The sequence below is a fragment of the Peptoniphilus sp. oral taxon 836 str. F0141 genome (assembly GCF_000179335.1).
In the GTDB taxonomy this organism is placed as follows: Bacteria; Bacillota; Clostridia; order Tissierellales; family Peptoniphilaceae; genus Peptoniphilus_A; species Peptoniphilus_A lacrimalis.
In genome coordinates this window covers 1-26,212 of record NZ_AEAA01000100.1, presented here as the reverse complement: position 1 = coordinate 26,212, position 26,212 = coordinate 1, and the positions used below count along the sequence as shown (strand labels likewise).

24 protein-coding genes, 1 tRNA gene and 1 riboswitch are annotated in these 26,212 nt (G+C 30.0%); of the genes, 17 read left to right on the top strand and 8 right to left on the bottom strand.

Features of this window, described 5'->3' with window-relative positions; genetic code table 11:
* Position 1: 1 nt before the first annotated feature.
* The 3 genes from HMPREF9131_RS04860 to HMPREF9131_RS04850 all read left to right on the top strand — a co-directional run bounded on the left by HMPREF9131_RS04860 (position 2) and on the right by HMPREF9131_RS04850 (position 4,048).
* Entirely contained in the window at positions 2–1,681 is a 1,680-nt protein-coding gene (locus HMPREF9131_RS04860) for a cell wall metabolism sensor histidine kinase WalK (RefSeq protein ID WP_009345751.1), read from the top strand.
* A gap of 71 nt (positions 1,682–1,752) precedes the next feature.
* Positions 1,753–2,679, top strand: coding sequence for a nitronate monooxygenase (locus tag HMPREF9131_RS04855; RefSeq protein WP_009345749.1), 927 nt, complete (start codon positions 1,753–1,755; stop codon positions 2,677–2,679).
* A gap of 13 nt (positions 2,680–2,692) precedes the next feature.
* Positions 2,693–4,048, top strand: coding sequence for a sodium:alanine symporter family protein (locus HMPREF9131_RS04850; RefSeq protein WP_009345803.1), 1,356 nt, complete (start codon positions 2,693–2,695; stop codon positions 4,046–4,048).
* A gap of 65 nt (positions 4,049–4,113) precedes the next feature.
* Here the strand turns inward: HMPREF9131_RS04850 and HMPREF9131_RS04845 are convergent, their stop codons facing one another.
* The gene (locus HMPREF9131_RS04845) at positions 4,114–5,469 is read right to left on the bottom strand and encodes an aminopeptidase (RefSeq protein ID WP_009345735.1); all 1,356 of its coding nucleotides are present in this window, start codon (positions 5,467–5,469) and stop codon (positions 4,114–4,116) included.
* Positions 5,470–5,710: 241 nt separating this feature from the next.
* On the opposite strand from HMPREF9131_RS04845, the gene HMPREF9131_RS04840 reads away from it, so the two are divergent.
* From HMPREF9131_RS04840 to HMPREF9131_RS04810, 7 genes are all read left to right on the top strand, one after another.
* The gene (locus HMPREF9131_RS04840) at positions 5,711–6,658 is read left to right on the top strand and encodes a D-2-hydroxyacid dehydrogenase (RefSeq protein ID WP_009345787.1); all 948 of its coding nucleotides are present in this window, start codon (positions 5,711–5,713) and stop codon (positions 6,656–6,658) included.
* Between the two features lie 281 nt (positions 6,659–6,939).
* Positions 6,940–7,944 (top strand): stalk domain-containing protein, encoded by a 1,005-nt coding sequence (locus HMPREF9131_RS04835; RefSeq protein ID WP_009345771.1) that lies wholly within the window; start codon positions 6,940–6,942, stop codon positions 7,942–7,944.
* 183 nt (positions 7,945–8,127) lie between these two features.
* Entirely contained in the window at positions 8,128–9,615 is a 1,488-nt protein-coding gene (locus tag HMPREF9131_RS04830) for a hypothetical protein (RefSeq protein ID WP_009345714.1), read from the top strand.
* A 126-nt stretch (positions 9,616–9,741) separates the two neighbouring features.
* Positions 9,742–10,347 carry a histidine phosphatase family protein gene (locus HMPREF9131_RS04825; protein WP_009345758.1) on the top strand — a complete coding sequence of 202 codons (606 nt, stop codon included), beginning with the start codon at positions 9,742–9,744 and terminating at the stop codon, positions 10,345–10,347.
* Between the two features lie 9 nt (positions 10,348–10,356).
* Entirely contained in the window at positions 10,357–11,127 is a 771-nt protein-coding gene (locus HMPREF9131_RS04820) for an Mrp/NBP35 family ATP-binding protein (RefSeq protein ID WP_009345732.1), read from the top strand.
* Positions 11,117–12,049 (top strand): NAD(P)/FAD-dependent oxidoreductase, encoded by a 933-nt coding sequence (locus HMPREF9131_RS04815; RefSeq protein WP_009345800.1) that lies wholly within the window; start codon positions 11,117–11,119, stop codon positions 12,047–12,049. Before HMPREF9131_RS04820 ends, HMPREF9131_RS04815 begins: the two co-directional genes overlap by 11 nt.
* The gene (locus HMPREF9131_RS04810; RefSeq protein WP_009345724.1) at positions 12,049–13,818 is read left to right on the top strand and encodes an aryl-sulfate sulfotransferase; all 1,770 of its coding nucleotides are present in this window, start codon (positions 12,049–12,051) and stop codon (positions 13,816–13,818) included. Before HMPREF9131_RS04815 ends, HMPREF9131_RS04810 begins: the two co-directional genes overlap by 1 nt.
* Positions 13,819–13,867: 49 nt before the next feature.
* On the opposite strand, the gene HMPREF9131_RS04805 is transcribed toward HMPREF9131_RS04810, so the two are convergent.
* Positions 13,868–14,686, bottom strand: coding sequence for a copper amine oxidase N-terminal domain-containing protein (locus tag HMPREF9131_RS04805; protein WP_009345716.1), 819 nt, complete (start codon positions 14,684–14,686; stop codon positions 13,868–13,870).
* 60 nt (positions 14,687–14,746) lie between these two features.
* Positions 14,747–15,379 carry an HAD family phosphatase gene (locus HMPREF9131_RS04800; protein WP_009345799.1) on the bottom strand — a complete coding sequence of 211 codons (633 nt, stop codon included), beginning with the start codon at positions 15,377–15,379 and terminating at the stop codon, positions 14,747–14,749.
* 81 nt (positions 15,380–15,460) lie between these two features.
* Here HMPREF9131_RS04800 and HMPREF9131_RS04795 point away from each other — a divergent pair, with 81 nt between their 5' ends.
* Genes HMPREF9131_RS04795 through HMPREF9131_RS04785 form a run of 3 tightly spaced genes read left to right on the top strand, consistent with a single transcriptional unit; the run spans position 15,461 to position 17,421 of the window.
* Complete coding sequence (locus HMPREF9131_RS04795) at positions 15,461–16,495, top strand: DNA polymerase IV (protein ID WP_009345768.1); 1,035 nt, start codon at positions 15,461–15,463, stop codon at positions 16,493–16,495.
* An 8-nt stretch (positions 16,496–16,503) separates the two neighbouring features.
* On the top strand, positions 16,504–16,896 hold the full coding sequence (locus HMPREF9131_RS04790) for a PaaI family thioesterase (protein WP_009345761.1): 393 nt from the start codon (positions 16,504–16,506) through the stop codon (positions 16,894–16,896).
* 15 nt (positions 16,897–16,911) lie between these two features.
* Positions 16,912–17,421: an adenine phosphoribosyltransferase gene (locus HMPREF9131_RS04785; protein ID WP_004825324.1), complete on the top strand. Its 510-nt coding sequence runs from the start codon at positions 16,912–16,914 to the stop codon at positions 17,419–17,421.
* A gap of 23 nt (positions 17,422–17,444) precedes the next feature.
* Here HMPREF9131_RS04785 and HMPREF9131_RS04780 read toward each other — a convergent pair whose 3' ends face one another.
* From HMPREF9131_RS04780 to HMPREF9131_RS04770, 3 genes are all read right to left on the bottom strand, one after another.
* A complete protein-coding gene (locus tag HMPREF9131_RS04780; protein ID WP_004825280.1) occupies positions 17,445–17,840 on the bottom strand; it encodes a hypothetical protein in 396 nt (131 codons plus the stop codon).
* A gap of 19 nt (positions 17,841–17,859) precedes the next feature.
* Positions 17,860–18,789, bottom strand: a complete 930-nt coding sequence (locus HMPREF9131_RS04775; protein WP_009345737.1) for an L-lactate dehydrogenase — start codon at positions 18,787–18,789, stop codon at positions 17,860–17,862.
* Positions 18,790–18,900: 111 nt separating this feature from the next.
* A tRNA-Leu gene (locus HMPREF9131_RS04770) sits at positions 18,901–18,984 on the bottom strand.
* A 237-nt stretch (positions 18,985–19,221) separates the two neighbouring features.
* Here HMPREF9131_RS04770 and HMPREF9131_RS04765 point away from each other — a divergent pair.
* On the top strand, positions 19,222–20,598 hold the full coding sequence (locus tag HMPREF9131_RS04765) for a L,D-transpeptidase family protein (protein WP_009345717.1): 1,377 nt from the start codon (positions 19,222–19,224) through the stop codon (positions 20,596–20,598).
* Between the two features lie 183 nt (positions 20,599–20,781).
* A riboswitch (FMN riboswitch) is annotated at positions 20,782–20,897 on the top strand.
* Positions 20,898–20,956: 59 nt separating this feature from the next.
* Positions 20,957–21,565 carry an ECF transporter S component gene (locus tag HMPREF9131_RS04760; RefSeq protein ID WP_004823795.1) on the top strand — a complete coding sequence of 203 codons (609 nt, stop codon included), beginning with the start codon at positions 20,957–20,959 and terminating at the stop codon, positions 21,563–21,565.
* Between the two features lie 99 nt (positions 21,566–21,664).
* On the opposite strand, the gene HMPREF9131_RS04755 is transcribed toward HMPREF9131_RS04760, so the two are convergent.
* Together HMPREF9131_RS04755 and mnmA are read right to left on the bottom strand one after the other, a co-directional pair.
* Positions 21,665–22,300, bottom strand: a complete 636-nt coding sequence (locus HMPREF9131_RS04755) for a 50S ribosomal protein L25 (protein ID WP_009345755.1) — start codon at positions 22,298–22,300, stop codon at positions 21,665–21,667.
* A 9-nt stretch (positions 22,301–22,309) separates the two neighbouring features.
* Positions 22,310–23,365 (bottom strand): tRNA 2-thiouridine(34) synthase MnmA, encoded by a 1,056-nt coding sequence (mnmA, locus tag HMPREF9131_RS04750; RefSeq protein WP_009345760.1) that lies wholly within the window; start codon positions 23,363–23,365, stop codon positions 22,310–22,312.
* A gap of 330 nt (positions 23,366–23,695) precedes the next feature.
* Between mnmA and HMPREF9131_RS04745 the strand changes: the two genes are divergently transcribed.
* Together HMPREF9131_RS04745 and HMPREF9131_RS04740 are read left to right on the top strand one after the other, a co-directional pair.
* Positions 23,696–24,007: a DUF6110 family protein gene (locus HMPREF9131_RS04745; RefSeq protein WP_004823799.1), complete on the top strand. Its 312-nt coding sequence runs from the start codon at positions 23,696–23,698 to the stop codon at positions 24,005–24,007.
* Between the two features lies 1 nt (position 24,008).
* Positions 24,009–26,072: a heavy metal translocating P-type ATPase gene (locus HMPREF9131_RS04740; RefSeq protein ID WP_009345773.1), complete on the top strand. Its 2,064-nt coding sequence runs from the start codon at positions 24,009–24,011 to the stop codon at positions 26,070–26,072.
* Positions 26,073–26,212: the final 140 nt, after the last annotated feature.

The window sequence follows — 26,212 nt, the reverse complement described above, 5'->3', positions numbered from 1 at the left end:
CATGAAAAGACGTGTATTAAAATATTTAGTTCTCATAAGTTTTTTAGTTTTATTTCTATCAACAATTTCTTCCTTATTTGTTTATTACAATAATTATAGCAAGGTGGAACAGGAAAATTTGTTCAAAATGTGCCATATTTTAAAAATAGGTGCAGATAGAGAGGAAGATAAACTTTCATATTTAGAAGAATTATCAAAAAATACAAAAAGTTTCAGAATAAGCCTAATAGATAAAAATGGACAAGTACTTTTTGATACTTATGAAAACCCTAAATTTTTGCCAACCCATAAAGATAGACCGGAATTTCAAAATGCAAAAAAATTTGGATTTGCTCAAAGTAAAAGATTTTCTACAACTCTTTCAACAGATTCATACTATGTTTCATTTTTATTAAATAATGACCAAGTTTTAAGATTGTCAAAGGAAGTTGATAGCATAATGGGGGCTTTTTTAAAAATTTTACCTTTGCTATTAACTATATCTTTTGCAATTTTTTTAATGGGAATTTTAGTGGCAAGCCACTTTACTAGAAAGACACTCGAACCCCTTATTAATGTTAAAGGCAGTTTGACCGATTTTAATATTGACGAATTTCCCGAAATTAGCCCCTTTATAATGAAGATTAATAGTCAAAATGAACTGATTGAAAAAAATCTTAGGCAAATTAAAAGGGAGAAAGACACAATTGAAACTATTTTATCAAATATGAAGGAATCATTAGTTATTATAGATGAAAATAGGCGGCTTTTATCAGTTAATAAATCGGCTTTAAATCTTTTTAATAGTTCAAATAATATTATTGGAAAGAATATTTTAAATTTAATTAGAGATGATTCAATTTTAAAATTTGTAGAAGAAGCTCTATCTGGTAAAAATTCAGAAGAGATTATTAAAATTGGCACAAGGGAATATAAATCTTATGTCAATCCAGTTTTTGAAGCAACAAATGTTAGGGGTGTTATTTTACTTTTTATTGATGAAACTGAATCTATAAGAGCTTTACGATTAAGAGATGAATTTTCATCAAACGTAAGTCACGAATTAAAAACTCCTCTAACCTCAATCTGTGGTTTTTCTGAACTTCTGGCTAATAATATGGTCGATTCAGATGAAACTAAGAAGGAATTTTACCAGTTGATTTATAGGGATTCAAAAAGGCTATTAAATTTAGTTGAAGATATTATGAAAATATCGGGTCTTGAAAAGGAAGCTACTTTTGTAAGAGAAAATATTAATTTAAGAGAACTTATTGAAGAAATTTTTAACACTCAAAAAATTGAAATAGAAAAAAGAAATATCAAGACTAAACTTGTGGGTCAAGGAATAGTTTATGAAAATAAGACAATGATGTGGGAATTATTTTCGAACTTAGTCAATAATGGAATAAAATATAATAAAGATAATGGAAATTTAGATATACTAATTAAAGAAGATAATGATAAAGTTATTGTGGAAGTGGTGGATTCAGGAATAGGAATCTCTAGCGATGACTTAGAAAGAATTTTTGAAAGATTTTATAGGGTTGATAAATCTCGATCAAAAAAAATTGGAGGAACAGGTTTAGGCTTATCCATTGTAAAACACGTTTTGTCATCAATTGATGGAGATGTAGAAGTATCATCTAAGATGGGACTTGGTACTAAATTTACCCTTAGCCTTTACAAGAATAGAAAAGAGTAGAAATGCCTTTTGGCATTTCTATTTTTTTGATATTAATATATATTTGTTATATACTAATAAAGAGGTGAATTATGAATATTAATAATATTTTAAATATAAAATATCCAATTATTCAGGGAGGCATGGCACATATATCAACTGCCGAATTTGCGGCAAAAGTTTCTGAACTAGGAGCTTTAGGGCAAATTGCATCGGGAGGATTTACTGCTGAGCAAGTGAGAAGTGGAATAAAAAAAATAAGAACACTTACCGACAAAGCCTTTGGTGTCAATGTAGTTATTTTAAATAAAGATATCGATAAACTTGCAGAAGTTGTGATTGAAGAAAAAGTTGATATCATTACTGTTGGTGCAGGAAATCCTAAGCCTTATATGAAAAAATGGATAGATGCAGGGATTAGAGTTATTCCTATTATTGCAAATATAAAAATGGCAAAGAGTGTTGAGGCTCTAGGAGCTAGTGCAGTAATTTTTGAAGGTGCTGAGGCTGGTGGGCATATTGGTTCTTTAAATACTTTTCCGGAACTACCAGCTATTGTTGATTCTGTAAATATTCCCGTTATTTGTGCAGGTGGGGTTTATAATGGAAAGCATATGTTTGCCGCCGAGGTTTTAGGAGCAAGCGGAGTTCAAATAGGTTCAAGATTATTAGTTGCTGAAGAAACCCCTATTGATGAAGCCTACAAAAAAGCCTTAATTGAAGGCAAAGATTCAGATACTATTGTTACAGGAATTACAACAAAAGCTCCAGTAAGAGTAATTAAAAATGAACTTGCAAAAAGATTAAATGAAATTGAAATAGGCTCAAAAGATATGGATGAATTTTTTAAACTTGCAACTGGATCTACTAAACGTGCAGTGGATGGAGATATAGATATGGGTTCTATTCTTTGTGGTCAAGGAATTTATTATCTAAATAAAATAGAAAGTTTAAAAGATATAATAGAAAATCTTATGAAAGATTATTTACAAGTTAAAAAAACTTGGAATTGTAATTAGTATTGGAGGTATTATGAACATTATAGATACGTTAGTAAAAATTTCAGAGTGGCTTTGGGGTCTGCCGCTGTTAATAATTCTTGTAGGTGGAGGTTTATTTTTAACGTTCCGTTTAGGATTTTTTCAATTTCGTTATTTACCACATATTTTAAAACATACTTTTGGTTCAATGTTTAAAAAATCTGAAGGAGAAGGTACAGTTTCTGCTTTTCAAGCAGCCACTACAGCTTTAGCATCAAGTATAGGAGGTTCTTCAATAGTTGGTGTTCCAGTTGCCATAGCCTTGGGAGGTCCTGGTTCAATTTTTTGGATGTGGGTCACAGCTTTGGTAGGATGTGCTACAAAGTTTACAGAAATTGTTCTAGGTATTAAATATAGGAAAAAAGGTGTAGATGGAGAATATGTTGGCGGTGCCATGTATTATTTGAAAAGCTCTCCCATACCAATTTTGGCTACAATTTTTGCCTTCATGCTCATGATAGAAATTGCGCCTTCAATTTCAACTCAAACTCTAACTTTTATACAAAATTGTGAGAATTTAGGATTAAATAAATACATTTCATTAGCCGCTTTGCTAGTAGTTGTTTGTCTAGTTATATTTGGTGGTATTAAAAAAATTGCATCTTTTACTGAAAAACTTGTTCCTTTAATGGCAATGTTATATATAATAGGCGGACTCATAGTTATTTTTTATAATTTTAGAGAAATACCAGGAGCTTTTCTGTCAATATTTAAAAATGCTTTTACACCAACAGCTGCTCTTGGTGGATTTGCGGGAGCAAGTTTATCTGAAGGAATAAGAAACGGTATAGCAAGAGGATGTTATTCTAATGAAGCTGGCATGGGTACAGCTACAACGGCACACTCCTCAGCTTCTGTGGAAATTCCAGCACAACAAGGAATCTGGGCTGTCTTTGAAATATTTTCAAATACTATGATAGTTTGTACTGTTACTGCCCTTGTAGTTCTTGTATCAGGGGCATGGACTAAAGTAAGCCCACAAATGGCAGCGACTATGCCAGCATATGCTTTTCAAACTGTTTTAGGAAAAACAATTGGAGGAGGATTTGTTTCAATAGCACTATTGATGTTTGTTTTATCAACAATCATTGTAATAATATTCTTTGGAGAAAAACAAGCAGAATTCCTATTAGGTCATAAGTTTTCAATCATTATGAGATGTATTTATATAGGATTTATAATTTTAGGCTTGTTACTAAATTTGGAACAATTATATTCACTTCTTGATTTAATGTTAGCTTTTGTAGTTATTCCTAATATGATAGGAATTATCTTGATGTCTAATGAAGCAGTGGAACTTAAAAATGAATACTTTTATAACCCTAAGTTTTATCCTGGAAAAAAATAGATACAACATTAAAAAAGTCTAGTCAGATAATTTTCTGATTAGACTTTTTTAATACTAATTATAAATTATTTCATAAAAGCCTTATATGCCTTGTAGGTCATATAAGCATCTGCTTTGGATGACAATTCAATAGGAGCGTGCATTGATAAAACGGCTGGTCCCATATCAACAACTTCTGCTCCGTGTTCTGCAAGTATATAAGCTATGGTTCCTCCACCGCCTTGATCAACTTTTCCTAATTCTCCAGTTTGCCATATTATATTTTCTCTATTGAAAAGTTCTTTTATTTCATATAAAAATTCAGCATTAGCATCATTTGAGCCGCCTTTTCCTCTAACTCCAGTAAATTTAACCATGCAAATACCATGTCCTAAGATTGGAGCATTTTTTTCATCGTGAACATCTTTATAATCAGGATTTAAACCTGCAGCAACATCAGCGGAAAGAACTTTAGAATTGTAGAGAGCTTTTTTAAGCTTTAGGTCGGAATAGTTATTCATTTTTTCAAGAATTTCTCCAAGGAATATTTCAAAATAGGCAGATGACATGGCAGTATTACCAACAGAGCCAATTTCTTCCTTATCAACAAGAAGAGCTACTGCAGTTTTTTTAGGATTTTCTACATCCAATATAGCTCTAAAATTTGCGTAAGAGCAAATTCTATCATCTTGACCATGACCACAAATCATAGACCTATCCAAACCTACATCACGAGCCTTTGCAGCTGGAGTGACTTCAAATTCTGCTACCTTGAAATCTTCTTCATCAAAATTATATTTTTCTTTTAATATTTTTAAAAGATTATTTTTTAGACCATCCTTTTCATCTTTTACACCAAATTTGCTGTGACCTATAACTACATTTAAAGCTTCACCAGTAATTACTTGGTCTGCAGTTTTTTTCATTTGATCCTTAGCCAAATGGGGAAGAAGGTCGTTTATATAAAAGACGGGGTCATTTTCATCTTCACCAATTACTATATTATGTTTTTGCCCATTTTTATCAATAAAAAATCCGTGAAGGGCAAGCTCAATTGTTGGCCATTGATATTTTTTTATTCCACCATAATAATGTGTTTTTAAGTAACAGATGCCTGTATCTTCATATATTGGTCTTTGTTTGATATCAAGTCTTGGAGAGTCGATATGAGAACCTACTATGTGCAAACCATCTTCTAAATTTTCGCCTAAAACTAAAAGAACAAGAGATTTACTTTTGTTGTTGAAAAGAATTTTATCTCCTCTTTTAAGTCCATCTTTATACTCTTCTAAGCTTTTGAATCCTTTTTCTCTTGCTGCTTTTTCCATAAAAGCACAGACTTCACGTTCTGTTTTTCCTTTGTTCAAAAAATTTTTATAATTTTCTGAATATGAAAAAATCTCATCATAAGTTTTTTTGTCTATATTTTCCCAAATATTCATTTTTATCACCATAATGATTTTATCATAACTTTGCTCACAAAAATAGTCAAAAGAATTTTATAAATTCCACTAAGAGGAATTACATAAAGTAAATTTTAATGATAAAAAGTTAGAAAAAAAAATTAACATAATAATTTTTGTTGCATTTAGTTCTTTATTTAAATAGTCGGCTTAATGCCTTGAAAAACATAAATTTTTCCTCTACAATAGTACTTAGGAAATACAAACAAGGAGGATTTCAATGAAGGCATTAATAATTGACCAAATGTCAGAAGAAATTGATAAAGGTTTAAAAGAAAGAGGCATTGAATTTAAAAAAGTAATGCTTCCAAAAAAAGATGAATTAATTAAATTAATTCCTGATGTAGACGTACTTATTATGAGAGTAGATCCATTTATAGACAAAGACATATTAGATGCAGCTAAAAACTTAAAACTTATTCTTGTAGGTTCAGTAGGAACTAACCATATTGACCTAGAAGAATGCAAGAAGAGAAATATTCCAGTTATGAATTCACCTGGACAAAATTCAAACGCTGTAGCAGAACTTGTTTTCTCAAAAGCACTTGACCTTTACAGAAATACTGTTCAAGCAAATAACGAAGTTAAAAGCGGTATTTGGAACAAGTATAGATGGATTGGTAGAGAACTTAGAAACAAGACTATGGGTATTTTAGGATATGGTTCTATCGGTAGAAGAGTAGCAGAAATTGCTCACGTATTCAAAATGGACGTTTTAGCATATGACCCATATTTCGATCCTAAAAATAATCCATATGATTATGTTAAATTAGTTAGTCTTGATGAAGTTTTAAAAAATTCTGATGTGATCACTCTTCACCTTCCTCTAACAAAAGAAACTAAAAATATGATTTCTTCTAAACAAATGGAAGGAATGAGAGATGGTACTATTCTTATTAACGCAGCTCGTGGTGGAGTTATTGATGAAGATGCTCTTTATGAATACATTAAGAATGGTAAACTAGGTGGAGCAAACCTAGATACACTTGCTGATGAATTAGGAACTGGTGGACTTGATACTCAAGATGTTCCAATATCTTCAAAATTATTTGAATTAGATAGAGTTTATATGTCACCACACATCGGTGGTTCTACAATTGACGCTCAAGATGACATAGGACATTTAGTACTTCAACATCTTGATGAATTCTTAAAAGAAAATAAGTAAAAATATCTCTTATAAATTGAACTTTTTAGTTCTAAATAGAGGTTAATCTATAAAAAACGGCGTGATAGTTTAAAACTTTCGTGCCGTTTTTTTATTTTATTATGAATATCTTATAGTTCTTATCTTATTAAATAATTTTAATGAGTATTCAAAAAGATTTTAATAATTATTATCAAAAAAAGTTGATTAATTGCTTATATGAGAATATAATACTATTTGCAAAACAAATTTCATATATTTTTATGTGAAAAATTTATTTATTCAAAATTTAGGAGGAACTAATGAAAAAGATAATAAATTATTTATTATTAATTACATTAATTTTATCAACAGTTTTGCCAGTTTTTGCGGCAGAGAATAAGAGTGATGCAATTAAATCATCACAAAAGGTAGTTTTAGACGGTAAAGAAGTCAACTTGCCAGCATATTTAATTAGTAATAAAAACTATATTAAATTACGTGATTTTGCGGCTATTTTAAATGCTACTACAAATAAATTTAGCCTAAGCTATGATGCGAATAAAAAAGTTGTCGTTATTAAAAATAACGAAAGTTATACAAAAGTAGCTGATGATTTAAAAGATATAGAAAAGGATAAAAACAAAGCAATACTATCAACAACTGAAGTAATAGTAAATGGAAAGTCTCAAAAAATAGCTAGTGCTAAGATAGACGGTTACAATTATTTACAAATAAGAGAAGTTTCAAAACTTGTTGGCGTTGATATTAAATACGATGAAAAAACAAAAACTGTAGAATTACTTACAAAAAAAGTTGCCGAAAATGTACCATTAAAATGTGACAATCCAAGTTGTGGATGTAAGCATAATACAATGGACGAATTTAATAATTGCCCATGCTGTGGTCATAAAAATAATACGTCTAATGATTCAGCAAAATCTTCTTCAGGACACTCTTGTTCTTGTGGTAAGAAAATGAAAGATTCAAATTCATCAATGATGCATGAATCTGTAAATAATGATGGAGATGTTTACAATTGCGGATGTAGTTGTCATCATAAAACACTAGAAGAATGTAAAGCTTGCCCGTGCTGTAAGGGAAAAGACATTTATAAAAATGGAAATTTATTTGAAAAAGCAGATGGTACAAAAGTAGAAGATACAACAACTCCCCAAAAAGAAGAACCAAAAGTTGAACCAAAAAAAGATATTTACAACTGTGGATGTGGTTGCCATCATAAAACACCAGAAGAATGTAAGGCTTGCCCATGCTGTAAGGGAAAAGATATTTATAAAAATGGAAATTTATTTGAAAAAGCAGCATAAGTTTTTAATTTAATATGAAAGTATAAGGACTTCCTTGAGAGGTCCTTATTTTTTGGGAAATTATATACGAGCGAAATTAACTATTGTATTTTGGTGGAGAAAAAAATTATAATAATTATTATCAATATTTTGAAAAAATAATTTTTTACATATAATATTATATTTATGTTGTTGGAGGTAGTGATGAAAAAGTTATTAAAAATTTTACTTATTTTTATTTTGACTTTTTCTATTTCCTGTTCAGTTTTTGGACAAGAAAATGGAGTTCAAGTTGAAAAATTAGTTAAAAATGTAATTTTAGATGGTAAGGAAGTTATTTTACCCTTATATATAATAAATGGAAATACTTATTTTAAGATTGATGGGGCTTTAAAACAGGTTGGAATTGATATAAGTTTTAATGAGAAAACAAATACAATAGAATTTTTGGGGCATAAATTGTCAGTGGCAGGAGAAAAGTCTGATGATAAAAATTCTGACAATCCTAGTGAAGAAAATTATAGACAGCCAGAAGAAGATGAGTTTGTAAACTGTGGTTGCTCTTGCAAGCATCATTCAATGGAAGAATACAACTCTTGTCCATGTTGCAAGGGGAAAACACCCCTGTATCATAAAGAAGAAAGTAAATCAGAATCTTCAAAGGAAGAAAAAAATATAGAAACAAATGAAGATGAGTTTGTAAACTGCGGTTGCTCTTGCAAGCATCATTCAATGGAAGAATACAATTCTTGTCCATGTTGCAAGGGGAAAAAAGCTAAAACTCATAAGGAAGAATACAAAAAAGATTGTCCATCTTGTTGCCATAAATCAATGGGAGAATCCGATATCTGTCCTTATTGTCAAGCAAAAGAAGCTAGGGCTTACAAAAATTCAAATTCTTGTAAGAAGGCTAATAAAGAATCTTCAAAAGAAATTAATCTTAAAAATGGAGAATATATAAACTGCGGTTGCTCTTGCAAGCATCATTCTATGGAAGAATATAATTCTTGCCCATGCTGCAAGGGAAAAACTCCTCAAATTCATAAAGAAGAAAAAGAAAAAAATCCTAAAAATAAAAAAACTTATAATTGTGGTTGCTCATGCAAACATGAGAGCATGGAAGAATATAATTCCTGTCCATGTTGCAAGGGAAAAACTCCTCAAGTTTCTTGTGACAAATCAGCCAAGAAAGAATTTAAAAAGGCAAAAAATAATAATTCATCAAATGCTTCTATGTCAGATATGGATAAATTAGAACCAGATGGAGGTATGGATTGTTGTTGCTCTTGCAAATGTCACTCAGGTCAAGAATCTAATGAGTGTCAATGTTGCAAAGATAAAGATTTACATGAATCTAAGAATGGTAAAGATACACAAGAAGCAAATAATGAGGAAAATGTAGAAGTAAAATCAAGTGATAAGCTTACAGATAAAGATTTGAAACTCAAAGATGGAGAATATATAGATTGCGGTTGTGGATGTAAACATCATTCTATGAAAGAATTTAACGAATGTCCATGCTGCTGTGGAAAAGATGTTCACATTCATAGACTTAGTAAATCTGAACAGATCTTTGATAAAATTCTTGATTTCAGCCAATATGCAGTTATAGTTTTAGTCTTATTATCTTTAATATGGTTTATTTACAAAGTTATTTATGATTCATTAAAGAAAAATAAATCAAAAAAATAGTTTAAACATTCATATTTAATTAATAAAAATCCTAAGTTTATTATTTACTTAGGGTTTTGTTTTTTAAAGGCTTTATAATTCCTTTAATGTATAATATAATTAAAGTAAATATTTTTAGGAGTATTAATGAAAATTTATTTTACAAGACATGGAGAAACCGAGTGGAATAAAATTGATAAAATTCAAGGTCAAATGGATTCTCCTTTAAATGAAAATGGAATAAATATGGCAAAAAAATTGAGAGAAAAAGCAAGAAATATTAATTTTTCTCACATATATTCTTCAGATTTAAACAGAGCATTAGATACTTGTAAAATTATTTGCCCAAATAAAAAAATAATTACAAGTCCTCTTTTAAGAGAAATTGATGTTGGATATTGGTCAGCAAAGCAGTTTAATGATATAAAAAAAACAGATCCTTATCTCTATAACTTATATTTTACCAAACCTGAAAAATATAATCGTATAGATGGAGAAAGTTTTTATGAGCTTATAGATAGAGTTAAGAGATTTTTTGAACTTTATGTTTATAATTCAGAAGATGAAAATATATTAATAGTGAGCCATGGAATCACGATTATCGCCATGTTTACAATAATGGAAAATATTGAAATTAAAAATTTTTGGCAAAATAGGGTCAGAAGAAATGCTGAATTTAATATAGCAGAATATAAAGATTCTAAATTTGCTATTTTGAAGAAGGCTCCTTTAAATCTAGTAAATAATATATAGGAGGAAAAAATGCAAGCAATAGAAAAATTTGAATTTAATGAAAGTTCTAATGTTAAAAATGTTATCGCCGTAGTCAGTGGTAAGGGCGGTGTCGGAAAAACTTTTACCACTTCTGTTCTTGCATCTCATCTAAGAAGGCAAGGCTATAAAGTTGGAGTTTTAGATGCTGATATTACCGGTCCATCAATTCCAAAGGGTTTTGGTATTGATGAACTTGCAAGGTCTAACGGTAGAGAAATTCTTCCACTTGTCAGTAAAACTGGAATTGAAATTATTTCTGTAAATTCAATACTTGAAAATAAAACAACACCAGTTTTGTGGAGAGCACCGATAATAAATAATGCAATAAATCAGTTTTTCTCTCAAGTACGTTGGGGAAATTTAGACTATCTTTTAATTGATATGCCACCGGGAACTGGAGATGTTTCACTTACAGTATTTCAATCTATGCCTTTAAGCGGTGTAATTATTGTTTCTACACCTTCAGATTTAGTAACAATGATTGTAGAAAAAGCTGTAACAATGGCAAAAATGATGTCAATTAAAATTTTAGGTTTTATTGAAAATATGTCTACTTTTAAATGCCCAAACTGCGGGGAGGTTCATGAAATTTTTGGTCCAAGTCACATTGAAGAAATAGCTAAGAGGGAAAATGTCAAGAACATCTGTAAATTACCTATAGATGAAACTTTTTCCCAATATGTCGACAAGGGAAATGTGGAATTTTTAGAAATTCCCCAAGTGGATAAATTTATAGAGGATTTAAAAAATGGACTATGATTTAATAATTATTGGAGCAGGGGCTGCAGGTTTATCCGCAGCTATATATGCAGGAAGGTCACTTTTAAATACACTAATAATTGAAAAAGCTGCCTATGGAGGTAGAATTAATGATACTGCATCAGTAATTAATTATCCAGGCTTTACAAATATTTCAGGTAGGGATATAGTAAAAGAATTTAGAAAACATGCTTCAGTTTATGAAACAAATAAATTTTCTTATGGAACTGTTGAAAAGCTTATTAAAGGCAAAGACTCCATAAAAGTTGTGACTAAAAGAAAAAGAGAATTTACTGCTAAGGCTGTGATTATAGCAAGCGGTACTTTTTCTAAAGTAATAAATGCTAAGGGAGAAATGGAATATACAGGTCGGGGAGTATCCTATTGTTCAACGTGTGATGCAGATAACTTTTTAAATAAAGACATTCATATTTTAGGTTCTGGAGATTTAGCTTTAGATGAAGCCGATTATTTATCTAACTTTTGTAATTCTATAACCATGATTATTATCCATGATGAAAATATTTTTGACGGAAATGCCCAAGCATTTGAAAAAATTAAGAGAAACCCAAAGATAAAATTTATTTGGAATCATAAGATAAGTGAGATTATAGGAAATGAAAAATGTGTTAAACAATTAGAACTTGAAAATTTAAAAACAGGACAAAAAAATGTTGTTGCTTCTGATGGAATTTTTATTTTTGCAGGAATGAGCCCTAACAGTAATTTTGTTGAGGGATTTTTAGAACTTGATAAAGATGGTTTTATTAAAACTGATAAGTACATGAATACAAGTGTTTCTGGAGTTTTTGCTGCTGGAGATATAAGAGATAAAGTTTTAAGACAGATTGTAACTGCTGCAAGTGATGGAGCAATCGCAAGTGTATTTGCTGAAAGATATATCAGAAACAGAGGCTTATAATGAGAATTTATCCTAGAGGAACAGTCCTATATAATAAAGATAAGGCATACAACGGAATTAATTTAATTTCTGCTGCAAAAGATGGCGTTTTACTTATTTCCATGTGTGGTGATGAGCTTGCCAGATATAATTTGAATCCTATGCCTGCAAAAATGTTATCAAACGGTAACATTATTTCTCCGACGGAATTTAGAACGTCAGATTTTGGAGTTAGTGACGGAATCAGTTTAGTTGAGATTAATAAAGAAGGAAAAATATTATGGGAGTTTTCAAGAAATAAATTCATCAAGGATAGGGGATATAAGGAAAAATGGATGGCAAGGGTTCACAGTGATTTTCAAAGACAAGGTCATGCCCTTGATTACTGCCATTCATATAAAGAATTTCAAACAAACAAGACACTTATGCTCACCCATGATAGCGTCCATGTTAGCTCTATTTCTGATAAAGATCTTTTAGATGATGTTATCTTAGAAGTTGATGATTGTGGTAATATTTTGTGGAAATTTTCTTTCTCCGAACATTTTGATGAACTAAATTTTTCAGAAGAAGCAAAGAATGTCATCTACAGAAATCCTAATTTAAGAATTACAGAAAATCCAATTGGAAATTATTTAGACCTCACTTCCATTTCTTATTTAGGTGCTAATAAATGGTACGATATGGGTGATTCTAGATTTCATCCTGATAATATTTTATTTACTGCAAGAGCAGCAAACATCATTGGAATTATAGACAGAAAAAAGAATAAAATTGTTTATACTTTAGGACCAGGACTTGACAAATACAGTAAATTCTCCCCAATAATTGGTTCAGCCTTTGCAACATTAATTCCAAAAGGTCTTGAAGGAGAGGGCAATTTATTAATTTATGACAATGGAGGTCCATGCGGTTATGGACCGGCAACAATTTTTGCACCTAAAGGACTTTTCCCCTTTGTAAGGGGATACACAAGAATTTTGGAATTAAATCCCCTAACCTTAGATATTAATTGGATGGTAGACCCTAGAGATTTTGGTTTTTCAATTCCTTTAAGAGGTTACAAATTTTATTCTCCCTATGGAGGAAATTTGGAAAGACTTCCTAATGGAAATACTTTGATAACTTTGACAACAGAGGGTATGGCTTTAGAAGTTACAAGAGAAAAAGAACTTGTATGGTTATGGACATCTCCTTACAGAATGGATACGGAAAATATGTTAAACAATTCTTTAGTGTATAGAGTTTACAGATATCCATATAATTATTGGGGTATAGATGATTATCCGGAAAGAGAAATTAAGGAGATTAATCAATCATATTTCAAGCTTCCAGGAGCAGGAGAATTTTCAACTGCAAAGCCAATAAATGTTGAAGGAGCAGAATTAAATAAGGATATCGACCCCTTATCTCAGGAATCTGAATCTTTGAAAGAACTTAGGGTTTCAAAAGAAATCTACAGCAGAAATCACCACAGGATTAAGACTATTTCTTCCTATGATTTTTACGAAAAAACAAAAAACTTAACAGGAATTGTAATATTCGGTGCAATTAGATGTACACATTGTGGACCACTTATTGAACTTATGACTGATTTATTAGATGAAGAGTTTCCAAAAATTTCCTGCTATTACTTAGATATAGATGCTAATAATAGTATTGCAAGAAATTTAGAAATAACTTCAATTCCCTTAGTTAATTTTTACAAAAATGGAGAATTGGTATATTATTTTAAGGGAGAAAATACCTATGATAATATAGCTGATGTAATAGATAAATATTTAATATAAGAAAAAAGCTGACTTCTTTTTAGAAATCAGCTTTTTAAAATTTATTTATCTATTTTGCTTTATTTTCGTTTACTTTTTCTTCGATTTTTTCTTTAGCGTCGCCAGTTTTTTCAGCTACCTTGTCTTTAAGTTCTTTTGCATCTTCTTTTAATTCTTCAGTTTTTTCTTCTATTTTTTCTTTAACTTCTTCTTTTTTAGATTCTTGAGATGTTAAGATAACTTCTTTAGTTTCAGCTTTCCATTCTACTTTGTATCCTAGAATTTCTTCACAGATAACTCTTAGTGGAAGATATGAGAAGTTATCAGCAATAAATGGAGCTGCTTCTAATTTTTGTGCTTTTCCATTAACTACCATATCAGTTGAGCCAATTGTAAGAGTCATAACTTTTTCGCCTTTTGTAATGGTGAAAGCTCTGTCTTTTGCGTTCCATTCAATTTTAGCTCCACTTGATTCAACAAGTTTACGTACAGGAATGAAAGTTCTGTTTGCTTTGATAATTGCAGGATTTTCAAGTTCTAATTCTTTTCCATTAACAGTAACTTTTACAGTTTCTTTGGCATCTTTCTTAGCTTCTTTAGCTTCTTCTTTTAGGTCTTTCTTAGCTTCTTTAGCTTCTTCTTTTAGATCTTTTTTAGCTTCTTTAGCTTCCTCTTTTAGATCTTTTTTAGCTTCTTTAGCTTCTTCTTTTAGGTCTTTCTTAGCTTCTTTGATATCCTCTTTAGCTTCTTTTGTGTCTTTTTTAATTTCTTGTTCAGTAGCTTTTATTGTATCTTTAAGAGTAGATGCAGGATTTTCTGCAAAAGCAGATACTGGACTGATTAGCATAGCACTAATTGCTGTTAAAGTAATAACTTTTCTTAATTTCATATTAAACCTCCGCATTTAATAAATATTATTTATAATAACAGTATTTAACACTTTTGTCAATTATCGCAAAGTCTTTTTCCAGTAAAGATTCTTAAATCCTGAAACTTTTAATTTTGAATTTATTAAAAATTTATTTGCAACGAGACTTGCCATGAATCTATCGGCTTTATAATTGTCTGTATAACAATAAGAGTTTTCATAGTCTATTTTTATATTTAATTCATCTAAGTATTTATTTATGTTTAATACCTTTTGATGTCCTGAATTATTTTTTGATTTTACTTGGAAATTTTCATCTAATTCAGTAGCTATAATATAATCAAAAGACAGGATTTCTTTGAAGTATTTCATATAATTTAGGGGTGAGGCTGATACTAAGAATTTAAGGTAATCATCACCGAATTTTTCAAGTTCTTTTATGCCATCCCTATAAAAATATTTAGGATTCAATATATTATTGGCAAAAAATTTTAAATCTTCCTCTGATAAAAATTTTAAGAGGGATACCATGGAAGTTTTTATATGTGAAAAATTAAAGGTAAATATGTATTTTATTATTCCGATTAACAGTTGTACAAATAAGTAAATTATAAGATAAGGTTGTTTTTTTATAGCAAACTTCCATAAAATTGTTATTGATTGACAGTCAACTAAAGTGTCATCAAAATCAAAAAATGCAATTTTTCTTGTCATTTTATCACCTCTAGTCGATTATAACAAAAATGATTACTTTAAAAAAGTACAGAAATCATATATAATCTTAGTGGTGATAGAATGCGAGCAATAGTTCATGTTGATTTAGATGCTTTTTATGCCTCTTGTGAAGAACTCGATAATATTTCTTTAAGAGGTAAGGCTCTTGCAGTTGCAGGAAAAAGTGATAGGGCTATAATTACGACTGCAAATTACAAGGCAAGAGAATATGGAATACATTCAGCTATGCCTGTTTTTATTGCTAAGAATTTGTGTGAAAATTTAATAATTGTTCCCATGAGAAGAAAGAGATATTTGGAAAAATCTAAAGAAGTTTTTGATCTTCTTAGCACTTATACAGATATCATTGAGAAAGTTTCTATTGATGAATCTTATCTTGATTTGACTGATATAAATCCTGATTATAAATTCTTAAAAAAAATGCAGGATAATATTCTAAAAAAGACTGGTTTGAGCGTTTCTATTGGCATGTCTACCAATAAATTTTTGGCAAAACTCGCATCAGATTGGAACAAGCCAAGGGGAATCAAAATTATTACTAAGGATGAAGTTCCTGATATTTTAATGGATCTTGATATTAGAAAGATTCATGGTATTGGTAAAAAATCTGAAGACAAGCTGAGAAATTTAGGGATAGATAAGGTTTGTGACCTATATAATCTAGAAGAGGATTTTTTGATAAATTTATTTGGAAAATCTGGGGAAGATATCTATAAGAGAATTAGAGGTATTGATGATAGAGAGGTTCAAACAAAAATTAAAAGAAAAAGTCTGGGAACAGAAAATACATTCTTTCCAACAGATAATAGGAGAGTTTTAGAAAATTATATAAATATTTTTTCAGTTGAAGTATCCCAAGATTTGATTAAAAGAAATCTCTTAGGATTTACTTTAACTATTAAACTAAAGAATGACAAATTTAAAATTAGAACTAAATCAAGAACTTATGAGTATGGTCTTTATAAAAAAGAAGACATACATAGAGAGGGACTAATTTTATTTAGAGAATTTTATAACGATGATAAGATTAGGCTTATTGGTCTAACAGTTTCAAATTTGTCTGATTTAAAGATACATCAACTCACATTTTTATAGGAGGAGAAATGGGAAAAGATGATTTAAGAAAAATGATTGATGAAGGAGATTTTACCAGCCACAATAATATCAGTTTTCATTCTTTTGACGGTGAGCAATTGATATTAAAAATGCTTCCTGATAGCAGACATATTTCAGATCTTAATATTTTACACGGTGGGGTGATTTATACTCTTGCCGATACTGCAACTGGAATTTTATGCAGAATTTTAGGGAAAAATTATGTTACTATAGATGCACACATGTCTTATATTTCTAATACTCCAAAGGGAATAGAAATTTTTGCAAGGGCAAGTTTTGTACATAAGGGAAATACTGTAAGTGTTTGTGAGGTCGAAGTTTATACTAAAGACAAACTTTTGACTAAGGGAACTTTTACTTACCATGTTTATAAAAAATAGTATTTAGGAGGAATTATGAGTTTAAAGGATAAAGTAAGGGCAATTCCAGATTACCCTAAAAAAGGAGTAATCTTTAGAGATGTAACAACTCTTTTAAAAGAAGGACAAGATTTTAAAGAAGCTATTGATAAAATGGCAGAAAAAATTGATTATGAAATTGATAAAGTTATAGGAATTGAAGCCAGGGGATTTATTGTAGGAGCGCCTCTAGCTTATAAATTGTCAAAGGGTTTTATACCTATTAGAAAACCGGGAAAGCTTCCCTGTGAAAAAATATCTGTTGAATATGATTTGGAATACGGAACAGATTCAATTGAAATGCATGTTGATGGAATAAAAAAAGGTGAAAAGGTAGTAATCGTTGATGATTTATTGGCGACAGGAGGAACAAGTCAAGCAGCCATAAAATTAGTAGAATCTTTAGGAGCAGAAGTTGCTGGTCTATTATTTTTAATGGAACTTGACGATATAAATGGCCGTCAAAAACTTAAAAACTACAGAGTCGATTCAATAATACACTATTAAAAAAGGGACTTTTAAAGTCCCTTTTATGTTCTAAATTCAAATTTTTCTTTACATCTTTTGCATCTTACAATAACTTTTCCCTTATTTCTTGGAATACGCATCTGTAAATTACAGTAGGGGCAAGCAGTATATTTATAGTCCTTTCTGTCCCTAAATCTTACAGCTAAAGAATTAAATTTTTTAGTGATAGGTTTAGTAAGTTCCAAAAATTTTTGATTTTCCCTATATCTTTTAGAAATATCTTTAGATAACATTCTGTAGTAAGAATAAATTAGAATTAATAAAACTCCAAAATTTAGAAAAGAATTTCTGTAAATATTTCCTAAAATTAAGAGTATCAACATAGGAATTAGCAAAAATTTGCCAAAGGAATCAACACCATATCGACCAGCCATGAATTTTCTAAATTTTTCTTTCATAATTAACCTTTCTATCAACCTATACTAAGGCTTTATTGTAACTTTTAATAAGCTCTGCAGCCTTATTTAATTTTTTTAATTCGCAAGCTTCCAAGGGAAGTTCAAAAATTTTTTCGATTCCATTTTTATTAATTAAACAGGGAGTGGAAATATATAAATCATCAAGACCATATTGACCATTCAACATTGCAGAAACATTTATCACTTTATTTTCATCATGAACAATTGCAGAAATAATGGCATTTATAGTATTAGCTATTCCATATTGAGTAGAAGATTTGCCTAAATAAATTTCCCATCCACGTTTTCTGACTTGATCTTCAAAATCATCTTCATTGAAATTAATAAATTGGTCTTTATATTTATTCTTATAATCATAAAAACTTAGACCAGCAATTTTAACTTGAGACCAAGGAATAAATTGACTCTCACCATGCTCACCCATAACAATAGCATTTATAGATTTTGCACTGATACCTGTGATTTTAGAAAGAAGACTATTAGCCCTTGAAGAATCTAGTGCAGTTCCAGCACCAATAACTCTAGAAGATTCAAAACCAGAAACTTTTTTCACAAGATAAGCCATAATATCACAAGGATTAGAAACAACAATAAAAATTCCTTTAAATCCGCTATCAACAATTCTTTTTGTATATTGACTCACAACTTTTTTGTTAGTCTTTAATTCATCTAATCTATCAGAAGTTTCAGGAATGCCACCAGAAGTTAAAACAATAATATCACACTCATAAAGACCCTCATAGTCACAAGAATATGACTTAACATCATTTGGATAATAAAACCTTGCGTCATTTATGTCCATAGCTTGAGAAATAGCCTTTTTTTCATTAATATCAACAAAATAAATCTCTTGACAAAGACCTTTCATAGCAGCAGTATAGGCAATAATTTCACCGGCAAAGCCAGCCCCAACAATACCTAATTTCATAATTTCCTCCCTAAATATATTGTTTGTTTCATTATAACATATGTAAATTAAGTTAATATATAGAGTAAGAAAAAAGGGCAAAAAAAAATTCGGAATAACCAAATAAAAATATGGTGCGGGAAAGAGGACTTGAACCCCCACTCCAATGGAACTAGATCCTAAGTCTAGCGCGTCTGCCAATTCCGCCATTCCCGCATGAAGTTTTACAACATAATTATTATAGCTAGTTTATGAAAAATTGTCAATACTTTTACAGAAATTTTATTTTAATTATTATTTAAAATATTTTTCTTAATTGTGATTTCTGCTTATAATCCTATACATTTATTAAAATTCATTGTTTTGTAATCATTTATACAATTATATTACAATTCTTAATTTCACGTTTACAATTCATATCTTTAAGCTATAATTAAATGGAAAGGTGGTCAAATGAAAAAGGCTTTAAAATTTATTTTAGGACTTATTCTTATTCTACTAATAGGTATTTATTTTTTTGGTGCTTATTTTTATAGGTCTTATTTTTTGCCAAAAACTATAGTAAATGGTAAGGATTTGTCTTTAACAAAAAAATCGGATTTATATGATAATTACAATGGTATTTGGAAAGATTATAAAATTAATATTATTTCTAGAGATGGTAAGGAAGATTTAGATGTATCCAAGTTTGACTATAAGGATGAACTTTTGCCAAATCAAGATATTAAACAACCATCTTTTTATTGGTTTTTACAAAGTCTATATAAGAAAGAATATGAGCTTAAGCATAGAGCTACTTACGATATTAGTAAATTTGACCAAAGTGTTGATGATTTGAAAATTGTTAAAAATCAAAATACACCACCTCAAGATGCCAAAATTGTTTATGAAAATAATAATTTTAAAATAGAAGATGAAGTTTTAGGTAATACTGTGGATGTTAGTAAATTAAAATCTTCTATTATGAAGCATTTAAAAGATGAAAATAAAGATGTCAATCTAGAAAAAGAAAATATTTATTATATGCCAAAAATCAAGTCGGATGATAAGGGACTTTTATCTCTTTTGAATGAGTATAAATCTCTTTTCAAACTAAAAATCATTTATAATTTTCAAGATAGAAAGGAAACTTTAACGGGACAAGATTTAATTAAATTATTTCACAGAACTGAAGATATGAAACTTGTTCCTGATGATGATAAGGTGAAAAGCTATATAAAATCTTTGGCATCTAAATATGATACATTCAAGGGAACCCGTGATTTTAACGCTACTGGTATTGGACTGGTTCGTGTTCAAGGTGGAATTTATGGATGGTCAACTGAAATAAAAAAGACTACAGAAGAGCTTATTAAGGCTTTAAATGAAAGGAAAGATAAGGAATTAACTCCTGTTTATAGGACTGTAGCAGTTAATAGGGCTGTTAATGATTTAGGAAATTCTTATATAGAAGTTGACCTTGCAAGGCAAAATGCTTGGTTATATAAAGATGGAAAACTGATTTTGGAAACTAAAATTGTTACAGGTAATCCTGGTGAAAATAATGCCACACCTACTGGAACTCATAAAATTTGGTCAAGAGAAAGGGATAGATTTTTGACAGGTGATAACTATCGCTCTCATGTAAATTATTGGTTGCCAATAACATGGACTGGTGTTGGACTTCATGATGCTTCTTGGAGGAGCTCTTTTGGAGGCAATATATATATGACAGGAGGAAGTCACGGATGTATCAATATTCCGCCTTCTGTAATGCCTAAACTTTTTGATAATACTTTTGTGGGAATGCCTGTTGTAATTTATGATTCACGCACACAAAAAATTTCATAAATAAAATAAATGTCCAATTTGATAAGTTTCATCTTGGGCATTTATTTTAGAAAGTTTTACATAATTTTTAAATTGAAAGTCTAATATTCTAATCACATAGTCTTATATTTTTTCTAAGAATTTTATCTTATGCTTTGTTTCATGTATTGAAAATTTATTAAAAGATGATATAATATAGATGTTGTTAATCTTCAGGGATTGGTGAAAGTCCTAACCGGTGGTAGAGTCCACGAGCCTTTTGGGGTTGAATTGGTGAAATTCCAATACCGACAGTAAAGTCTGGATGAAAGAAGATGTGTAATTGATATTACGCCCCGAAGAAGGGGCTTTTTTGATGCCCCAAATTAAGGAGGTATTTATGAATAGAGTTAATACAGGTACATTTTTATCTGCCCGTGCAATTTCAAGAGTTGCTATGTTATCAGTTATTGGATTTTTGTTAATGCTTATTGAGGTTCCGATTTTATTTATAGCACCAGAATTTATCAAAATGGATATTTCTGAGTTGCCAACTTTGCTTGGAGCTTTTACTATGGGTCCAATTTATGGAGTTTTGATCTGTGGATTAAAAAACATTTTGCATATTGTTATTAGAGGGACAACAACTGGAGGAGTTGGAGAATTGTCAAACTTTATAATTGGTTCAGTTTTTGCCTTTGTTTCTGCAAGTATTTATAGAAAAAATAAAACTTATAAAAGGGCAATCATTGGATTAACTTCTGGTGTATTGATTATGACAGCTCTTTCAATGGTTTCAAATTATTATGTAATATTTCCATTGTATGCAAAAATTATTCCAATGGAAGCAATTATTGGCATGGGAAGAGCTGTAAGTGAAAAAGTCACAGATCTTTGGTCTTTTATGGTATATTGCATACTTCCTTTTAATCTTTTAAAAGGATTAATTACATCGGCTCTTATGATGCTTGTTTATAAAAAATTAAGTCCTATATTCAAACTAGGATAAGATAAGATTATTATTTAGTCAGTATTTTGTTATTAAAAATACTGACTTTTTTATGTTTTGAAATAAAAAAAGACCCAAAAGGGTCTTTTGAAAAAATTATTATTCTTCTTCAGATTCTTTTTGTTCAGTTTCTGCAACTGTAGGAACTTCACCAGCTACTTCAGTTTCTTCTTCTTCAGATTCTTCTCTTGGTGCAGATAATGTTGCAACAACTTCATCAGCATCAAGTGCTACTTCTATATTTTCATCTTTTGAAATATCAAGGTCTGCTACTGTAATTGTATCACCAATTTGCATATCAGTAACTTCTACATCAGCAGTTGATGGTAAATATTTTGGTAGGCAGCTAACTTCAACTTCATTTATAACTTGAATTAAGTTAGAAGGTTGAACTTTGATTTCATCTCTACCAATTAATACTACTGGTACAACAACTGTAATTGGATGATTCATATCAATTTCATATAAGTCGAAGTGAAGCATATTATTTTTGAATGGGTGCATTTGAACTTCTTTAAAAAGTACAGAAGTTTTTTGACCATCAATTTCAACTTCAATGATTACAGAAGTACCAACTTCTTGAAATAATTTTAAAATTACATTTTCATGGCCACTAACATTTAAAGGTTCTCTGTCTTTACCATATATTACTCCTGGTACTATACCTTCTGCTCTTAACTTATCAACTTGGTTTTTACCGTGTTCTTTTCTAGAACTTAACTTTAATAATTCCATAAATACCTCCTACTTTATAATCCCTGAGCCAAGGCAAATTTCGTCATTATAGAATACGGCAACTTGACCGGGAGTAACCCCTTTTAGGGGATTTTTTAATTTTACAAAATATTTTCCCTCGTTTTCTTCGAGCAAAGCTTCTTCATCTTTTGCTCTGTATCTAATTTTTACAGTCATTTTAAGAGGGAAATGTGGTTTTCCACTAATCCAAAACAAATCTTCTACTTGAAAAACTTTTTTATACAGGGCAGGATTTTTTTCTCCTTGAGCCACTATCAAAAGATTATTTTTCAAATCCTTGTCTGCTACAAAAAAAGGTTCTCCATTTCCTTTACCGCCTATTCCCATTCCTCGTCTTTGACCGATGGTATAGTGAATAAGTCCTGAATGTTCTCCCAAAACATTTCCTTGGGTATCGACAATTTTGCCGGGTTTTGTAAATAAAAATTGGTCCAAAAACTTATTAAAATCTCTTTCGCCAATAAAACAAATTCCTGTAGAATCCTTTTTTAGAGCTGTTGACAGACCATAATCTTTGGCAATCTTTCTTACCTGATCTTTTTGAAGCTCACCAATAGGAAAGAGAGTTTTCTTTAAGGCATCTTCTGTAACTCTTGATAAAAAATAAGATTGGTCCTTATTATTATCTAAACCTCTACAAAGGTAAGTTTTTCCATCAATATTTTTTGTACGGGCATAGTGACCCATTGCAATATAGTCGCAATCAAAATTCAAAGCATAATTTAAAAATGCCTTAAATTTAATTTCTGTATTGCACATCACATCAGGATTAGGAGTTCGACCTTTCTTATATTCATTAAGAAAATATGAAAAAACTTGGTTTCTATACTCTTCTTCAAAATTTACAGTAAAATATTTTATGCCTAATTGGGATGCGACTTTTACAACATCCATATAGTCTTCTGTAGCAGTACAAATCCCATCATCAGCCCAATTCCTCATAAATACGCCAATCACATCATAGCCTTGGTTTTTTAAAAGGATAGCAGCAACTGAAGAATCAACACCACCACTCATACCTAGAACCACTTTTTTATTTTTCATAATCTCCTCCAAGTACAATAATTTATTATACCTTAGAAAGGCTAAAAAATCTAGTATTTATGTAGATAAATTCAAAATTTATAATTTTACTTTAAAAATTTTATATTTTTAAATATTTTATAAAATATAATCATAATTCTTTTTATTCTAGTGACAAATTTTTTATTAAATGGGTAAATATTTTCTAACATATATAAAATTATATATAATAGAAAAAGCTAATTGATAATAAATACTCATTACATCTCAAAAAAGCAACAGATTAAATAGCAGTTGATTATCAATTAGAAAAATGATAATATAAATATATTAATATTAGGGGGTTTCATTATGAAAAAGAAATTAATTAATTTAGCTGTAGGTGTAGCTTTAGGTTTAGTTGGTGACAAATTTTTATCATCTAAAAGCGCAAAAAATTTAGCTGTTAGTGCTGTAGCCGGGGGTCTAAAAGTTAAAGAAAACCTTGATAAGAGCCTTGAAAATATTCGTGAAAATGCTAATGATATTTTAGCTGAAGCAAAAGTAAAAAAAGAAGAAGATGACAAGAAAGAAAGAGAAAAGGAAGAAGCTTTAAATATTGAAAATTTAGCTAATATGGCTGAAGAAAAAAAGGATGAACCAAAAGAAGATTTAGAGGACTAAAATGAAAGCGAAAATTGCTCACAGGATTAGGGGTCGATGTCGTTTTGCGACTCCTTATTCTTTCAATCAAAAAGAGTATGGAGCTTTAAAATGCGAACTTGAAAGTTTTGATGGCGTAATTTCTGTGGATATCAATTCACTCAACGGCTCAATTGTTGTGGAATATAAGGAAGAAATTTTGCCAAATATCTGCAAATATATTTTAGATTTAGATTTAAAAGCTATAAATGATTCGGATATTTGTCCAACTATGATTGAAAATCAGGGGGGAATCTTTGAAATTGTTCGTGATGCTTTTTATAAACGTTTTGCTTTCAAGCTATTTCTTCCCCTACCAGTTAGAAATGTCATGACTTTAATAAGGTCATTTAAGTATATAAAAAGTGGTGTTAAATCCATCATCAAAGGAAATCTTAATGTTGATGTTCTTGATGCGAGTGCAATTTCAATTTCTCTTTTGACTAATGAATTTAAGGCTGCATCTTCAATAATGTTTTTACTTAATTTAGGGGAAAAACTTGAAGAATACACCTTAAAAAAATCTAAAGATGACCTTGCTAAATCTTTGGAATTAAATATTGATAAAGTTTTTGTTATAGATGGAGATAAAAGAGTTCTAAAGTCTTTAAGGGATGTCAATGTTTCGGATGTTGTTGATTGTAAGATGGGTTCAACTATTCCAGTAGATGGTATTGTAATTGGTGGTGAAGGTTTTGTTAATCAATCTTCATTTACTGGAGAATCTATGCCAGTTCATAAAACTTATGGCAAAACTGTTTTTGCTGGTACAGTTCTTGAAGAGGGAAATCTTTATATCAAAACTACTAAAAAACATAACGAGTCAAGAATAAATAATATTATAGCCTTGATAGAAGATAGTGAAAGAAATAAATCTTTATCACAGAGAAAGGCTGAAACAAGGGCTGATTCTCTTGTTAAATATTCTTTTATAGGAGCGGCGCTTGCTTATATTTTTACAGGTAGCTTAATAAAAGCCAAGGCATTTTTGATGGTAGATTTTTCTTGTGCATTAAAATTAACAATTCCTATAGCTGTTATGAAAGCTATGAGTCAAGCTACAGAAAACGGAACTTTGGTTAAGGGTGGCAGATATATGGAAAGTCTTGCCCATGCTCATACGATTGTTTTTGACAAAACAGGAACTTTGACAAAATCTCAACCTTGTGTTGAAAAAATTATAACATTTGATAATTATGATGAAAATGAATGTTTAAGAATAGCTGCGTGCCTTGAGGAACACTTCCCACATTCAATAGCTAATGCTGTTGTTGAAGAGACTAAAAAAAGAGGTCTTGTTCACGATGAAATGCATACGGAACCAAAATATATTGTTGCTCACGGTATAGCTTCAACTATTAATGGTCAAAAAGCCCTGATAGGTTCTCATCATTTTATTTTTGAAGATGAAAAAGTACCAATAACAGATGAAAAAGAAAAGATTATTGATGATTTAAAAGAAAATCATTCCCTTTTATTCTTGTCTATTGGCAATTCATTGATAGGTGTTATTTGTATTTCAGATCCTATAAGAGAAGATGCTAAATTAACTATTAAAAAACTAAGGGGATTAGGTTATAAAAAAATTGTTATGCTTACAGGTGATGCAGAAAATGCAGCTCGTAATGTAGCCGAAGAATTAGATTTAGATTATTACAAATCCCAAGTTTTGCCAGAAGACAAGGCAGATTTTGTTGAAAAAGAAAAAGCTAAGGGAAGAATTGTTGTGCTAATAGGGGATGGAATTAATGATTCTGTAGCCTTATCTAGTGCTGATGTTGGAATAAGTATGAAAAAAGGTGCAGATATTGCTAAAGAAATTTCAGATATTTCTATTGGTTCAGATGATTTAGAATCAATTGTTGATATAGTTAAAATTTCTAAGGGCTTGGAAAAAAGAATAGCTAAAGATTATAGGGAAATTATTTCTTTTAATTCTCTTTTAATAATTTTAGGGTTCTTCGGATTGATTTCAAATACAAGTTCAGCATTTTTGCACAATTCATCAACTGTTCTTAACGCTCTAAATAATATGAAAAGATATTAATAAATACTAAAAGATGAATTTGTTGTGTACCAATAAAACAGGGCACAATATTTGATTAATTAGTTGTAGTGGATGCTAACCTATACTTTATAGGTGGCATCCATTTTTTTGATTGAATTATTTCTTAGTTTTTTATTTTA